This window comes from Hymenobacter metallilatus (genome assembly GCF_003944705.1).
Lineage (GTDB): Bacteria > Bacteroidota > Bacteroidia > Cytophagales > Hymenobacteraceae > Hymenobacter > Hymenobacter metallilatus.
The window spans coordinates 193,149-207,505 of record NZ_RWIS01000009.1 but is presented as its reverse complement, the minus strand read 5'-3'; the positions used below and the strand labels follow the sequence as shown (position 1 = coordinate 207,505).

14 protein-coding genes are annotated in these 14,357 nt (G+C 59.5%); 10 read left to right on the top strand and 4 right to left on the bottom strand.

Annotated features, from left to right (window positions below):
• The first annotated feature begins 130 nt into the window (after positions 1–130).
• From EI290_RS14435 to EI290_RS14400, 8 genes are all read left to right on the top strand, one after another.
• Positions 131–2,266, top strand: coding sequence for a M13 family metallopeptidase (locus EI290_RS14435; protein WP_125431756.1), 2,136 nt, complete (start codon positions 131–133; stop codon positions 2,264–2,266).
• A 383-nt stretch (positions 2,267–2,649) separates the two neighbouring features.
• Positions 2,650–3,018 carry a BlaI/MecI/CopY family transcriptional regulator gene (locus tag EI290_RS14430; protein ID WP_125431753.1) on the top strand — a complete coding sequence of 123 codons (369 nt, stop codon included), beginning with the start codon at positions 2,650–2,652 and terminating at the stop codon, positions 3,016–3,018.
• Positions 3,018–4,187 (top strand): M56 family metallopeptidase, encoded by a 1,170-nt coding sequence (locus EI290_RS14425; protein ID WP_125431750.1) that lies wholly within the window; start codon positions 3,018–3,020, stop codon positions 4,185–4,187. The genes EI290_RS14430 and EI290_RS14425 overlap by 1 nt, the downstream gene beginning before the upstream one ends.
• 18 nt (positions 4,188–4,205) lie before the next feature.
• A complete protein-coding gene (locus tag EI290_RS14420; protein ID WP_148103646.1) occupies positions 4,206–4,433 on the top strand; it encodes a hypothetical protein in 228 nt (75 codons plus the stop codon).
• Positions 4,434–4,516: 83 nt separating this feature from the next.
• Entirely contained in the window at positions 4,517–4,891 is a 375-nt protein-coding gene (locus EI290_RS14415) for a hypothetical protein (RefSeq protein ID WP_185817003.1), read from the top strand.
• Between the two features lie 109 nt (positions 4,892–5,000).
• Complete coding sequence (locus tag EI290_RS14410) at positions 5,001–5,417, top strand: hypothetical protein (RefSeq protein WP_125431742.1); 417 nt, start codon at positions 5,001–5,003, stop codon at positions 5,415–5,417.
• A 441-nt stretch (positions 5,418–5,858) separates the two neighbouring features.
• Positions 5,859–6,137 (top strand): hypothetical protein, encoded by a 279-nt coding sequence (locus tag EI290_RS14405; protein ID WP_221766267.1) that lies wholly within the window; start codon positions 5,859–5,861, stop codon positions 6,135–6,137.
• A 141-nt stretch (positions 6,138–6,278) separates the two neighbouring features.
• Positions 6,279–7,934 (top strand): MFS transporter, encoded by a 1,656-nt coding sequence (locus EI290_RS14400; RefSeq protein ID WP_125431736.1) that lies wholly within the window; start codon positions 6,279–6,281, stop codon positions 7,932–7,934.
• A 104-nt stretch (positions 7,935–8,038) separates the two neighbouring features.
• Here EI290_RS14400 and EI290_RS14395 read toward each other — a convergent pair whose 3' ends face one another.
• Complete coding sequence (locus EI290_RS14395) at positions 8,039–9,274, bottom strand: TPM domain-containing protein (RefSeq protein ID WP_125431733.1); 1,236 nt, start codon at positions 9,272–9,274, stop codon at positions 8,039–8,041.
• 172 nt (positions 9,275–9,446) lie between these two features.
• Here EI290_RS14395 and EI290_RS14390 point away from each other — a divergent pair, with 172 nt between their 5' ends.
• Both EI290_RS14390 and EI290_RS14385 read left to right on the top strand, forming a co-directional pair.
• A complete protein-coding gene (locus EI290_RS14390; protein ID WP_125431731.1) occupies positions 9,447–9,764 on the top strand; it encodes a hypothetical protein in 318 nt (105 codons plus the stop codon).
• Between the two features lie 186 nt (positions 9,765–9,950).
• The gene (locus EI290_RS14385; RefSeq protein WP_221766266.1) at positions 9,951–10,235 is read left to right on the top strand and encodes a hypothetical protein; all 285 of its coding nucleotides are present in this window, start codon (positions 9,951–9,953) and stop codon (positions 10,233–10,235) included.
• 539 nt (positions 10,236–10,774) lie between these two features.
• On the opposite strand, the gene EI290_RS22600 is transcribed toward EI290_RS14385, so the two are convergent.
• From EI290_RS22600 to EI290_RS14370, 3 genes are all read right to left on the bottom strand, one after another.
• Positions 10,775–11,113: a hypothetical protein gene (locus EI290_RS22600; protein ID WP_125431728.1), complete on the bottom strand. Its 339-nt coding sequence runs from the start codon at positions 11,111–11,113 to the stop codon at positions 10,775–10,777.
• A gap of 204 nt (positions 11,114–11,317) precedes the next feature.
• Positions 11,318–11,734 (bottom strand): hypothetical protein, encoded by a 417-nt coding sequence (locus EI290_RS14375; protein WP_125431725.1) that lies wholly within the window; start codon positions 11,732–11,734, stop codon positions 11,318–11,320.
• A 192-nt stretch (positions 11,735–11,926) separates the two neighbouring features.
• A complete protein-coding gene (locus EI290_RS14370) occupies positions 11,927–14,308 on the bottom strand; it encodes a ribonucleoside-diphosphate reductase subunit alpha (RefSeq protein ID WP_125431722.1) in 2,382 nt (793 codons plus the stop codon).
• Positions 14,309–14,357 lie beyond the last annotated feature (49 nt).

Sequence of the window (14,357 nt, the reverse complement as noted above, 5' to 3'; positions counted from 1 at the left end):
GCTCTGGGTCCTCCGCGAAATGCACGGCATCCTCTGCGGGAAATGGTGCCTGCACGTGACAAGGTCCTTCGCAAGCTCAGGATGACGAACAAAATATGCCATCTTCCACAACCACCAATTTTCCATCCATATGACCCCACAACGCACCCTTCTGCTCTCCCTGGGTACCGCCGGCGGCCTGGCCCTGGCCGGTTGCGCGGCCAGTACGCCCGCTACCACTGCTACCACCCCACCGGCCGCGGCCACCGCCGAGGCTTCGGCTTCGCCTTCGACTACGGCCCAGCTGGGCCCGGTGCTGCCCGGCGTCGGCCTCGACCCTGCCAACATCGATGCGTCGGTAAACCCCTGCGACGATTTCTTCCAGTATGCATCCGGTACCTGGCTCAAAAACAACCCCATTCCGGCCGCCGAGTCGCGCTGGAGCTCTTGGAACGGGCTCATCAACCAGAATGAGGCCGTAATGCGTCAGATTCTGGAAACCTCGGCCGCCAACAAAACCGCCGCCAAGGGTACCAATCTGCAGAAAGTAGGCGACTACTATGCCACGGCCATGGACTCGGTGGCCATTGACAAAGCGGGGTTGAAGTATTTGCAGCCCGAACTCAACCGCATCAACGCGGTAAAGGATTTGCGCGGGCTGCAAACCGAGCTGGTGCGCGCCCAGCGCCTGCAAACCCGCTCGGTGTTCGGGCTGGGTGTAAACCAGGACCGCAAAAAGAGCGACGAGTACGCCCTCTACCTCAGCCAGGGCGGCCTCAGCCTGCCCGACCGGGACTATTACCTGAAGGATGATGCCCGCTCCAAGGCCATCCGCACGGCCTACACCACCTACCTCACCAACACCTTTAAGCTGCTGGGTGAAAGTCCGGCCACGGCCGCCAAAAACGCTGCCACGGTGCTGCGCCTGGAAACCCGGCTCGCCCGGGCCAGCAAGGACCGCGTAGCCCTGCGCGACCCTTACGCCAACTACAACAAGATGACGGTGGCCGAAGCCGCCCAGAAATATCCCAACCTGGGGCTGCCCGTTATGCTGCCCGCCCTGGGCCTCAGCTCGGCTAAAGAGGTGATTGTGGGCCAGCCCGAGTTCCTGGCGGAAGCCAGCACCGCCCTCAAGCAGGAGCCCCTGCAGGACTGGAAAACCTACCTGCGCTGGCACCTCACGTCGTCAGTAATGTCGGCATTGCCCCAGTCGTTCGGGGATGAGTCGTTTCGGTTTCAGCAGGTGCTAAGCGGAGCCAAGCAGCAGCAGCCCCGCTGGAAGCGCATGCTCCGCGCCACCGACGGCGCCTTGGGCGAAGCCTTCGGCCAACTGTACGTAGACAAGGCCTTCTCGCCTGAAACCAAGGTAAAGGCCCAGCAGATGGTGGCCAACATCAAGGAGGCCATGGGTGAGCATATCCGCGGCCTGGAGTGGATGAGCCCGGCCACCAAGGAGGAAGCCCTCAAGAAGCTCAATGCCTTTACCGTAAAAATCGGCTACCCCGACAAGTGGAAGGACTACTCGGCCCTGAATATCTCCCGCGAATCGTACCTGAAAAACGTGCTGGCCGCCCGCGAGTGGGAATCCAAGGATAACCTGGGCCGCTACGGCAAGCCGATTGACCGCTCGGTATGGGGCATGACGCCGCCCACAGTGAATGCCTACTACAATTCCTCCCTCAACGAAATTGTATTTCCGGCCGGCATCATGCAGCCCCCCTTCTTCGACCCCAAGGCCGACGACGCGGTGAACTACGGCGGGATGGGCGCCGTTATCGGCCACGAAATCACCCACGGCTTCGACGACCGGGGCCGGCAGTCGGACGCCCAGGGCAACCTGCGCGACTGGTGGACCAAGGAAGATGCGGCCGAATTCACGAAGCGTGCCGACATGGTAGGGGCCCAGTACTCGGCCTTCCAGCCCCTGGATTCGGTGTTTGTGAACGGCAAGCTGACCATGGGCGAAAACCTGGCCGACTTTGGCGGCCTCGCCCTGGCCTACTCGGCCCTGGAAAAGCAGCTTGAGAAAACCTACGGCAGCCAGCCCCGGCCCCGCTACGATGGTTTCACGCCGGAGCAGCGCTTCTTCCTGGCCTGGGCCCAGGTGTGGCGCACCAACGCCCGCCCCGAGTACATCCGCCAGCAGGTGCTCACCGACCCTCACTCCCCAGCCCAGTACCGCACCAACGGCCCCCTGATGAACATGCCGGAGTTCTATGAGGCTTTTGGCTGCAAGGACCAGGGCAAAATGGTGCGCGCCCAGAGCGAGCGGGCCCGTATCTGGTAGCGTATATCGTCCTGGTCCGGCGGCCTATTTCAGCCGTCGGGCCGGGCACTGCGTGCTAAGGTGCAGCTGTCTGCCTGTTGTTCAGGTCAGTAGGTGTTTGTAGGAACGGTGTAGAATCGCGCCACTTCGCATTACTTCGTTACTGAGGTTGTGTGCCAGCGGGGGGCGTTCCGGTCGTTCAACGAAGAGACGCACGAACTGGCGCGTCTCGGCACCATTCAAAAGCTACCGAACCAGGGCTCTGCTGACACAAGAGCGTCAAGGTGTGAGAGGCCGTCTGCATCAGGCAGGCGGCCCCTCTTTTTTTAGAATAAAAATATTTATCGTTGATAACCAATAAGTATGAATTATTCGTAGAATTACGAAAATTTCGTAACAACAAAATGGAACGATTAACTCAACCCGAGGAGGAGGCCATGCGGGGCTTCTGGCAACTGGGGGGCGGCTTCATTAAGGATGTACTGGAGCTATTGCCTGAGCCGCGCCCACCTTACACCACGCTGGCCTCTACGGTGCGTAACCTGGAGCGTAAAGGCTACCTGAGCAGCCGCAAGCTGGGCAATACGTTTCGGTTTGTGCCCAGCGTGACGGCTGAGGAATACCGGCGGCGTTTTCTGGGTACTTTCGTCGGCGACTATTTCCGCAACTCCTACAAGGAGTTGGTATCGTTTTTCGCCCAAGAGCAGAAAATCAGCCCCGAGGAGCTGCAGGATATCATCGACATGATTGAAAACCGCAAGTCCCGCCCCTGATGCCCGCGCTACTGCTGTACCTGCTGCAGATGCAGGTGGCGCTGCTGCTGCTGCTGGCGGTGTATTACGGGCTGTTGCGCCGCCTTACCTTCCACCAGCTCAACCGCGGATATCTGCTGGCGGCGCTGGGACTGGCGGCACTTTACCCGGTTCTGGATCTGGGCTGGCTGCGCCCTGCCCTGGCCCCGGCGGCTCCGCTGCCAGTTATGGTGCCCAACTGGGTAAATGCTGTCGGCGCGGCTCCGGCTGCCCCCGGCCCCGATTATGGCAGGTGGCTACTAACTGCTTACGGCCTGGGTGCGGCCGGGTGGCTGCTGAAGCTGTTGGTGCAGGGTGCCGCATTATGGCGGCTGCACCGGGCTTCCCGGCCCGCGGAGGCGGCGGGTGTGCGGTTTCGGGCGGTAGCGGGGGAGGTGAGTCCGTTTTCGTTTGGACGCGCTATTTACCTTAACCCGGCCCACCACGCGCCGGCCGAGTTGCCTATTATCCTGTTGCATGAGCAAGTGCACGTGCGCCAGGCCCACACGCTGGATGTGTTGCTGGGGCATCTGCATCGGGTGTTGGCCTGGGCCAGTCCTGGGACGTGGCTGTGGCTGCGGGCCGCTCAGGAAAACCTGGAGTTCATTGCCGACGCCGCCGTGCTGCACGAAAGCCAACTGGCGCCCAAGCACTATCAGTACAGCCTGGTCCGGCTCAGCACACTGGCTCCAGCTTCGGCATTAGCCACATCCTTCTCCTTCGTTCCCCTCAAAAATCGTATTCGTATGATGAACTCCCATCCTTCTGGCCGGCGGCAACTGCTGCGTTACGCGGCTGGCTTTGCCCTGCTAACGGGGCTGGCTGTGGGTTGCGCCACGCCCAAGCAGGCTGAGCTACCGCAACCTGCTGCCACTACCACCCAGCGGGCATATCCTGGCTTGAGTAAGCTCACATTTATAGTGGATGGCCGGCCTGTGTCCCGGGAAGAAGCGCTGGGAGCTAATACCAGTATCGGGGAAATGTATATTTTCAAAAGTGGCAAGCAGAGCCAAGGAGCCGATTTAATTGCGTTGCGGCGGGATTTTGGTAGCAAGCTGGATGACGGTATTGCATTAATCGTGACGACTGAAGGCAAGAATAACCCGGCAGTTAAAGCCTTCATGGAGAAGTACAGTGTCCGGCCCTTGTAAGTCCCAACCGTGTCCGGCTTGACCCGGACGTATTATCAAAAGCTGGTTGATGGGTTAGGATTAACGGAGGCAGAAATAGGTGGCCGCTTGATTATGATCAATAAAAAGGTTGCCACGGCCGAGCAGCTGCGCGCTTTACCCGCCGGGACAGTTTCGGCCTTTTCACTGTCCGATACACCTCTGGAACAATACGGCGAAGCAGGTCGTAACGGCCTGATTTTCGTGCTGACTAAAGACAAGCAATAGGTTTTCTGTTAAGATTTGTGCCGCAAGCCGGGCCTGACTCGCCGCTTGCGGCACTGCTTTTGCGGGGTGTAAGGCCTATGCGTATGCTTTCTTCCTTCCGCTCTACTGCCTTTGGTACCAGCCTGCTGCTGTTGCTGGGGCTGGCTGCCCCCACCGCCAACGCCCAAACCACGCCCCCCGCGCCCGCCCAGGGCAGTGGCCCTAGCCTGTACTTTCTGGATGGGCAGCCCTCCAGCCAACAGGCCATCAACCAGCTCAACCGCCGCACCATTGCCAGCGTGAACGTAGTGAAGGGGCCCGATGCCACCCGCATTTTTGGGGCTGAGGCGGCCGAGGGCGTGATGATTGTGGTGACCAAGCGCAACGTAGGTTCAGCCGCCGTTGCCGAGTTTAATCGTCGCTACGACATCCGGCCGGTGGAAACGCCCGCTCCACCGACGCCTCCCGCCCGGCCCTAGCATAAACCAGCCGAGCGTCGTCAATGGCTTTTACCGGTTCGCCAACGTAAACCAGCCGGGCTCCGTATCGGGGGAGGCCCTTCGCTGATTTGCCCTAAGCAACGTCTGCATGACTTCAACCACCCTTGCTGATTTTCTGCACCTGACGCACCGCCCCGACCTGGGCATTGTAACCGCGCGCTGGACGCGGCCTACTTCTTCCGAGGAACTCCGTTACGGCTACCAGGAGCTACTCCGCTACGCGGGCGGCTGCGAGTCCTGCCGCCGCTGGCTGATCGATTCGCGCCGCCGCATTCAGGTAGATTCCCGGGATGTACACTGGCTTACTTCGGAGTTTTACCCCCGGCTGCGGCAGCATTTGGGGGGGCATGTGTATCTGGCCTTTCTTATTGCGCCCTACCAGGCCGACGACGTGCAGGATGAAAGCCTGCCCGCCCTGCCATATACGCACGGCGACTACTGCTCCCTCAATCAGTTTACCGACGAGGGCGAGGCTGTACGCTGGCTCTGCTCCCGCGCCATGTAAGTGCATAAGTACACTCTTCTTAGCGGCCTGGCAGCAAAGTGCTGCATGTAACCGCCGATGGCTGCATCGGCTACAGGTGTTCGTGTTGTCGGGCAGGTTGGGGCTTTGTTATAAACCTTTGCTCAATGAGGGCAGAGGTTTTTTTGTGCTGTGCTGATTGGAGCGGAGTAGTACATAGGAAACAAAATATTTAACGAAGTAGATATTTATTGAGTAGGTACACGTAATTTTCTAGGATAAGTACAGTTATTTATTTGGAATATTGGATGTGCAAAATATTCACGAAAATATGAATTTTTTTAGTGGTTTGGTTTGCTATATCTTCACTATTAGTAAGATGGCTGAATAATCAACTGTCTGGGTCTTAGGTAAGAGTTTCCATTCACCACCTCTGTTTTCTGTCTTATGTTCAAAAAACTACTCTTGTTTCTATTAGCCCTTGTGATGTTGCTGGAACCCGAGGTGGTTGTGGCCCGCACGGCTACTACTGCCAGCCCGGCTGGCATCGAAATGGTAAGCGGAACCTCTCTGTTCCGGAAGTCCTACAAGCGGGGTCGCCCCAACTATAAAGCTTACCGGGGCAATAGCCGCCACAAAATGAAGAAGCTGGGCGTGTATAAGCGCTGGCGGCTACGGGTGAAAGCCCAGAAGAAAAAGCGTAACCGCGTCCTGAGCCCCAGTGTGAAAGTAGGTGTACCCGTACGTACCCTCAAAAAGTAGTCTGGCGTTCCTTTTCGGCACTTTATCAACCGCCGCTTCCTGTCAGGGGAAGCGGCGGTTTTTTATTGATGGCCCCGCCCCGGCCAGATGGCGTAACCCCGGACCTGGCCACCCGGTTATGTGGTAATTATACTGCCTGCCATGCCTGCTCCTACCACTGCGCCGGAATCGGTTGTGCCCTCCCTGCGTACGCCGTTTCTGTTTCCCGTTTTCCGGGCCATCTGGATTGCCTCCGTGGTATCCAATATTGGCACCTGGATGCAGAACGTGGCCGGGGTATGGCTGGTGACTACCCTTACCACCTCGGCCTTGCTGGTAGCCTTGATGCAGACTGCCACCAGCCTGCCGGCCTTTATGCTCAGCCTGCCGGCGGGAGCCCTCGGCGACCTGGTAGACCGGCGCCGGCTGCTGCTGTTCACGCAGGCTTTTATGGCGGTGGTGGCTTTGGCGCTGGGAGGGCTCACGCTGGCCGGGCAGGTATCGGCCCTGAGCGTATTGGGCCTCACGTTTCTGCTGGGAATAGGGGCCGCCGTGAATATGCCCATCTGGCAAACCGTGACGGTGGAGCTGGTGCCGCGCCCGGTGCTGCCCTTTGCCATTACCCTCAATGGCGTTAGCAACAACATTGCCCGGGCCATTGGGCCAGCCCTGGGCGGGCTAATTATTGCGCACTACTCGCCAGGGTATGTGTTTCTGCTCAACGGGGTTTCCTTCGTAGGTACGTGGTGGGTGGTTCGCCGCTGGCCCTACCGCCCCGGCCAAACCCGGGGGCCAGCCGAGGATTTCGCCGGGGCTCTGCGTACCGGCCTGCGCTACGTGCAATACTCGCCCGCTATTTACGCCGTGCTGGTGCGCACCTTTGCGTTTGCCTTTGGCGCCAGTGCCATGTGGGCACTGCTGTCGGTGGTGGCGGCCCGGCGGCTGCACCTGAGCTCCGGGTCTTACGGGGTACTAGTTTCGTGGCTGGGAGCCGGGGCCATTGTGGGAGCTGTTCTGATGGGCCGGGCTGGCCAGAAACTTACCTACAACCAACGGGTGCTACTGGGCTCCGGCGTGTTCGTGGGCACCAACCTGGGGCTGGCCCTGATACCCACCGAAATAGGCCTGTTTCCGGTGATGTTTCTATCGGGGGTAGCGTGGCTGATGGTGATGACGAGCTTTAGCACTACGGTGCAGCTACACGTACCCCGGTGGGTGCAGGCCCGGGTCGTGAGCATCTATATGCTGGTATTTCAGGCCGGCCTGGCACTGGGCAGCATGGCATGGGGGGAACTGGCCGACCGTGCCTCCTTGCTGGTTGCCTTGCTGGGGGCGGCCCTCTGGATGCTGCTGAGTATAACGCTGGCCTGGCCTTTTCCCATGCGCTCCGCCGAGGGCCTCAATCTGGACCCCGCCGATGTAGGGCCCGCCCCGGAGGTACCGGGCGTTATCGGGGCCGACGATGGGCCGGTGGTGGTGATGGTAGAATACCAGGTGCCAGAAGCTCTGCTATCAGCCTTCCACGAAGCTGTAGCACCCCTTACCCGCCTGCGCCTGCGCAACGGGGCATTGCGCGCCGGCCTCTATACTGATGTGGCGCAGCCGGACCGCCTCACGGAGTTCTACTACGTGGCCACCTGGGGGGAGTATGAGCGGCAGCACCACCGCTTCACCCGCGAGGACCAGGCAGTGCAGGAGCAGGTAATACAGTTCCATGTGGGGCCGGAGCCCCCTCGCGTAACCCGCTTTCTGGCTTTCCCCCACACCTCCAACGTAGAATTGCCTGCTCCCGTCGAAAGCATGGAAAACCAGCGGTAAGCGCCCCGGCCTGCGCAATCCAACATCTGCCCAAAAAACCAGACTATCTGCCTGCCAGAGGAGCAGCCCCGGGGCTGCTCCTCTGGCAGGCAACGAGAGGGAGCTTACCAGGAACCGCTATTGTCGCTGGTATCATCGAAACCACCCCCGCCAGTGTCGTCGGACGAAGAATCGTCGTAGGAGGAGGCATCATCCGAGGAAAAATAATCCGGCTCATTGCCGGGGCTATCCGGCGCAAAGTAATCGGGCGCTGGGTCGGCCTCGGGGGCGGAGTTTCCCAGGAAGGGGAAAGCACTCCCGGAACCGGTAGAATCGGTAGCCGGCGCATCGAGGGGGCGGGCCGGGGCATCGGGCGAGAGGTGAGGGGCCGCATCGTCGTTCCGGTCGGCCATGCGGTTGCCCAGGTAGGCCCCGGCCGCCGCCGCTGCCCCGGTCATCAGAATGCCACCCATACCGCTCCCACTGGAGCCACCGCCCCGGTTCGAGAGAAAATCGGGCGTCTGCTGGGGGCCGTAGCCGCCCCGGTTGGCCGTACCAGCTGGGCCCGTGGGTTGAGTGGGCAGGAAGTCAGGAGCACTGCCTGCTGCCGGAGCGTTGCGCCGCCGGAACAGCTTCGATACCAGCCAGAGTCCGCCCCCAATTACTACCACCACCAGCACTAGGGTACTCAACCCAAAGCCCGCCGACTCCGGCTCGGGTGCTGCGGCCGGTGCCGTGGGAACAGGGTCCGGGGCCACGGTGCCAGGTTCGTTGGCCGACGCCGCCACACCGCCGGGAGCTGCGGCCGGTGCCGTGGGGGCAGTGGAGGGCGTGGCGGCATCCGGTTGGGCCGGACCGGGAGCCGAGTTGGGGTCGGCGGCGTACATCAGGCTGTTGAGGCCGGCTTTCAGCCCCCCGAAGTAGTTGCCCTGCTTGAAGCCGGAAGTCATCTGGCTGATGATGCGGCTGGTTACCGCGGGGGTAAGCTGGCTACGCAGTCCGGAGCCGGCCTGAATGGTGACGGCCCGCTCCTGAGCGCCCAGCAGCACTACTACACCGTTGTTTTTATCGCGCTGGCCCAGGCCCCAGGCGGCTCCCAGCGCCCTGGCGTAGGCAGCTACCGGCTTTCCTTCCAGCGAGGGCACCGTTACCACTACTATCTGGGTGCCGTTGTTGTCGGCGTAGCGGCGCAGGCCGTTTTCCAGGGTGGTGGCATCGGCTGCGCTGAGTAGTTGCGCCTGGTCGTTTACGAAGCGGAAAGGAGTAGGCCGGGCCGGTACATCGGCCGCCGACTGGGCCTGGGTGGCGGACACGGCCCCACCCCACACGAAAATCAGCAAAATGAGCAGCAAACGAGCCATGGCGAAGGAAGGCGGATAAGTGGAGTTCTGGTTTTGCCTGAATACGATAGTCCCAGCCCCTCCGTTCGGCCGCCTTGGGGCAGGAACCTTCCCGGAGGGCCGCCGTAGGCAGAAAAGCAGCCGGCCTACATTTTTGGCCGGCTGTTGTGCCTCACTTCTAGCTATCTGCCTTATGCTGCTGCATCGTTTTCTTTCCTTCGCCTGTGTGCTGAGCCTGGGCGCGGCCGCCGCTCAGGCTCAGAACCGGCCGCCGGTAACGCCCACCCGGCGCAGCCCCACGGAACGCATAAGCCCGGTGCCCGGCGTAACGCTGCCCAGCGGCGTAGGGCAGGGCAAAGCCGAGCCACTGCCCGTAGCCACCGAGGTTCGCCCCAACGGCGTGCTAGCTCAACCCAAGCTGCCCACCGGTCAGGTAACCGTCGATTCGGTGCAGGTGGCCCCGGCCCAGCCCCAACGGGCCACCCGTCCGGCCCGACGTACCCGCCCGTAGGGCCAGTACCGGCGTCTGCACCAGCGGCGGGCCTTGTCCACTGGCTGGCTGACCGGCGTGGCTGATACTACCTCTGGGGCAGTGGAAGAAGCCGCTTTGCCGATTTGAAAAGTTTTGGCTTGTTTTTTGAACGAATTTCCGGCAGGCGTCTACGCCCTCTTTCTTTTCCTTTCTCTCTCTTCGGTTATGCTGAAACGTCTTTCATTTGCCGCCTTTCTGGTAGTAGCGGCGCTGCTGCTGCAGGCGGCCCCGGCCCGGGCGCAGGTAATTATCAACGTAGGCCGTCCGGCTCCGCCTCCGGTGGTAGTAGTGCGCGAGACGCGCTACCCCAAAAAATGGAAAGGCCACAAGCACTACTACCAGCCTCGCCCCGTACTGCTGGTACCCGCCCAGCCCGTGTACTACGCCCCGCGCGGGTACCACGGCTCCAAGCACGGCCACGGTCATGGGCACGGCAAGGGGCGGCACTAAGCTACTGCCAGTTTCCAAGCAAAAAGGCTCCCGCCGATGTGGGAGCCTTTTTTTGTCAGAGCTATTGGTCTGATAATTTGATGCTTGGTGAAGCCGCTTCCGGCATGCGGGTAGCGGAGCCCAGGTAGTTGCTCGGCTGCGCCGAATGACCTACTGTGCTTCGGTAGCTTTGCTGCGCGCGTCTGCCAAAACTGGGCTGGTGGTGCGGCCGGATTCGGGGCACAGCCCCTCAGGCGTAGGGCTCACTCGGCACAGCCGAGCGAGTGCGGGGGGAAACAGCCCGCCTACGTTAAGCCGATACCGCGCCGCCCGGATTTCTCTAGGCGGCGCGGTATCGGCTTGCCATATTAATGTAAGGAAGGTCATTATCATGCCGCCCCCAGCAGTCGCTCGGCTGCGCCGAGTGACCACTATGCCCCAGCAGCTTTGCTGCGTGCGTCCGCCGGAACTGCGCTTGTGGTGCGGCCGGATTCGAGGCATAGCCCCTCAGGCGTAGGGCTCACTCGGCACAGCCGAGCGAGTGCGGGGGAAATAAGAACCTAGCGGCGTTTGTATAGCCGAACTGTAAACCCACCAGAAGTCACATACACCAAGCTATCCTTGGTCAGCTTCCTGATTCTGCAAACAGAAGGGCCATCCTCGTTGAAAATCGTGAGGGTAGTAGGGGTGATTCTGTACCGGACAGGCGTATCCGGAAATTCAACGTACGTCAAGCGGCTGCCACGCACTTCAAACTCTGCATTCTCATTAGGGCCAACTGCCCAAATCCCCTGAAACAAGGTATTTGGGGCTACGGTTTTAGGCTTACGCGTCTGTGCCTTTGCGGAAAAACATGCCATTAAAAGAAATAGCAGAATGCCGACGTAGCGGTATGACATGGGCTTGAAAATGTGGATAATTTCTCTTTCCGAACTAATCCTCGGGCAGTGGCTCGGCTGCGCCGAGTGACCACTACATTTCAGTAGCTCTGCTGCGTGCGTCCGCTGGAATTGGGCTAGTAGCGCGGCTTGATTCAGGGCACAGCCCCTCAGGCATATGGCTCACTCGCTACAGCTAAGCGAGTGCAAGAGAAATTAAAGAATCTATTCCGTTCTTAAGTGGAGTTCGAGCATGCCTCCCACCGAATCACCTACTATCCAAACACGATAATTACCGTCTCTCAATTTGCTCAAAGGCAAAACGATTTTGCGTCTTTTACCTTCCTCGCTGCTTCCAGTTCTGTATATAGGCTGATAAGTGCCGGTACGTTGCATCAGCTTCTTGTAGTTCTCTTCGTCCCAAATGCTGATGGATGTCCGTAATAGGTCTGGTAACACTAATTCTACTTTTTCACCAACTTTTCGGCTTATGCTAATCGGTTTACACTTCGGTCCTCCTTCTTCACAAGCTTCTAGATATTGAAAGTCCACGTGGATGACTTTAGAAGGTTGCCTATAAGCCCAACTTCTGTTATTTGATAATATTAAGATAAAGCAAATGCCAAGTATCAGATATTTCATAAGACACAGATTATGGAAAGTAAAACTATTTCAAAAATGAACCAGCCACTAACGGGTGCGGTAGAGTTTAGAAAAGTTTTATGCTTTGCTCAGCCTGACTAATAGTTTTCGATATAAGTTTCCAATAGTTAATATAAAAAGCTGCATCACTTAGTGATGCAGCTTTTTATATTAACTATTGTTTTGGTTCTCTTACGAACCGCAGGCCTCGCAGGCGTCCGGGTTATCCAGGGAGCAGGCCATATCCGAAGCGTTCTGGGCCGATACGTTCAGCGGCTCCAGGGTCTCGGCGGCTTGCTTCTGTACCGTGAACTTGATGGCGTCGGCGGCGGCTTTGGTGCGCAGGTAGTACATGCCGGTTTTCAGGCCCTTCTTCCAGGAGTGGAAGTGCATGCTGGTGAGCTTGCCGAAGTTCACATTCAGCACGTGCAGGTTCAGGCTCTGGCTCTGGCAGATGTAGGCGCCCCGGTCGGCCGACATATCAATAATGCGGCGCTGCGAAATCTCCCACACCGTTTTGTACAGGTCCTTAATGTTCTGCGGGATGCTCGGAATATCCTGCACCGAGCCGTTGGCGGCAATAATGGCGTTTTTCATCTGCTCGTTCCACAGGCCCAGCTTCACCAGGTCCTTCAGCAGGTGCTTGTTCACCACCATAAACTCGCCGCTCAGCACGCGACGCACGTAAATGTTAGAGGTGTAAGGCTCAAACGACTCGTTATTGCCCAGAATCTGGGCCGTAGAAGCCGTGGGCATAGGCGCAACCAGCAGCGAGTTGCGCACGCCGTGCTCCATTACCTCAGCCCGCAACGCCTCCCAGTCCCAGCGGCCCGACTCGGGCGTAACGCCCCACATATCGAACTGGAACTGGCCCTGGCTCAGCGGGGAGCCTTTGAACGTCTCGTAGGGGCCGTTCTTCTTGGCCAGGTCCTTGGAGGCCGTCATGGCCGCGAAGTAGATGGTCTCGAAGATGTCCTTGTTCAGCCCGCTGGCTTCGTCGCTTTCAAACGGCATACGCAGGGCAATGAACGTATCGGCCAGGCCCTGCACGCCCAACCCGATGGGCCGGTGGCGGAAGTTCGACTTCTCGGCCTCGGGCACCGGGTAGAAGTTGATGTCAATAACCTTGTTCAGGTTCAGCGTGGCGTGGTAGGTTACCTCGTACAGCTTCTTGTGGTCGAAGATGAGGTTGCCCTTCTCATCGGGGCGCACGTAGCGGGGCAGCGCCAAGGAGGCCAGGTTGCACACGGCTACCTCGTCCTTGTCGGTGTACTCCATAATCTCGGTGCACAGGTTCGAGGACTTGATGGTACCGAGGTTTTTCTGGTTGCTCTTGCTGTTGGCCGCGTCCTTGAACAGCATGTAGGGCGTGCCCGTTTCGGTCTGGCTTTCCAGAATGGCAAACCACAGGTCCTGGGCCTTAATGGTTTTGCGGCCGCGGCCTTCCCGCTCGTACTTCTGGTACAGGCGCTCAAACTCCTCGCCGTAGCACTCGTCCAGGCCGGGGCACTCGTTGGGGCACATCAGCGTCCAGTCGCCGTTGGCTTCCACCCGCTTCATGAACAGGTCGGGCGTCCAGAGGGCGTAGAACAGGTCCCGGGCGCGCATTTCCTCCTTGCCGTGGTTCTTTTTCAGGTCCAGGAAGTCGAAGATATCGGCGTGCCAGGGCTCCAGGTACATGGCAAAAGCGCCCTTGCGCTTGCCCCCGCCCTGGTCCACGTAGCGGGCCGTGTCGTTGAACACCTTCAGCATGGGCACCAGGCCATTGGAGGTGCCGTTGGTGCCTTTGATGTAGGAGCCCGTGGCGCGCACGTTGTGCACGGCCAGGCCAATACCACCAGCGCTCTGCGAAATCAGGGCGCAGTTCTTCAGCGTGTCGTAGATGCCCTCAATCGAGTCGTCCTTCATCGTGAGCAGGAAGCACGACGACATCTGGGGTTTGGGCGTACCGGCGTTGAACAGCGTGGGCGTGGCGTGCGTGAACCACCGCTCACTCAGTAGGTTGTAGGTTTCAATGGCCGACTCAATGTCTTCCTTGTGAATACCCACGGCCACGCGCATCAGCATGTGCTGGGGGCGCTCCACCACCCGGCCATCCAGGCGCAGCAGGTAGCTGCGCTCCATGGTCTTGAAGCCGAAGTAGTCGTAGTTGTAGTCCCGGTCGTAGATGATGGCCGAGTCCAGCGTAGCCGCGTTGGCGTGTACGATTTCCCACACGTCCTGGGCAATCAGGGAGGCGTTTTCGCCGGTTTTGGGGTCCTCGTAGGTGTGCAGCCGCTTCATGGTGCTGCTGAACGACTTGCTGGTGACCTTGTGCAGGTTGCTCACCGCAATGCGGGCGGCCAGGATGGCGTAATCGGGGTGTTTGGTGGTGAGCGAGGCGGCCGTTTCGGCGGCCAGGTTATCGAGCTCCACAGTGGTTACGCCGTCATAAATGCCGTCGATAACCTTCTTGGCCACCTCAATCGGCGACACGTACAACATATTAAGCCCGTAGCAGAGCTTCTCGATGCGGGCCGTGACTTTATCAAATTTCACGGACTCGCGGCGGCCGTCGCGTTTTAGTACCAGCATAGGCGTAGCAGGTTGAGGTTGGGTTGGGATATGGGAATAGCCGGAGCAG

Excerpts from the sequence above, each read along its gene's own strand:
- EI290_RS14435 (WP_125431756.1), top strand. The coding sequence starts at position 131 with ATGACCCCACAACGCACCCTTCTGCTCTCCCTGGGTACCGCCGGCGGC.
- EI290_RS14430 (WP_125431753.1), top strand. The coding sequence starts at position 2,650 with ATGGAACGATTAACTCAACCCGAGGAGGAGGCCATGCGGGGCTTCTGG.
- EI290_RS14425 (WP_125431750.1), top strand. The coding sequence starts at position 3,018 with ATGCCCGCGCTACTGCTGTACCTGCTGCAGATGCAGGTGGCGCTGCTG.
- EI290_RS14415 (WP_185817003.1), top strand. The coding sequence starts at position 4,517 with ATGCTTTCTTCCTTCCGCTCTACTGCCTTTGGTACCAGCCTGCTGCTG.
- EI290_RS14410 (WP_125431742.1), top strand. The coding sequence starts at position 5,001 with ATGACTTCAACCACCCTTGCTGATTTTCTGCACCTGACGCACCGCCCC.
- EI290_RS14400 (WP_125431736.1), top strand. The coding sequence starts at position 6,279 with ATGCCTGCTCCTACCACTGCGCCGGAATCGGTTGTGCCCTCCCTGCGT.
- EI290_RS14395 (WP_125431733.1), bottom strand. The coding sequence starts at position 9,274 with ATGGCTCGTTTGCTGCTCATTTTGCTGATTTTCGTGTGGGGTGGGGCC.
- EI290_RS14390 (WP_125431731.1), top strand. The coding sequence starts at position 9,447 with ATGCTGCTGCATCGTTTTCTTTCCTTCGCCTGTGTGCTGAGCCTGGGC.
- EI290_RS14385 (WP_221766266.1), top strand. The coding sequence starts at position 9,951 with ATGCTGAAACGTCTTTCATTTGCCGCCTTTCTGGTAGTAGCGGCGCTG.
- EI290_RS22600 (WP_125431728.1), bottom strand. The coding sequence starts at position 11,113 with ATGTCATACCGCTACGTCGGCATTCTGCTATTTCTTTTAATGGCATGT.
- EI290_RS14375 (WP_125431725.1), bottom strand. The coding sequence starts at position 11,734 with ATGAAATATCTGATACTTGGCATTTGCTTTATCTTAATATTATCAAAT.
- EI290_RS14370 (WP_125431722.1), bottom strand. The coding sequence starts at position 14,308 with ATGCTGGTACTAAAACGCGACGGCCGCCGCGAGTCCGTGAAATTTGAT.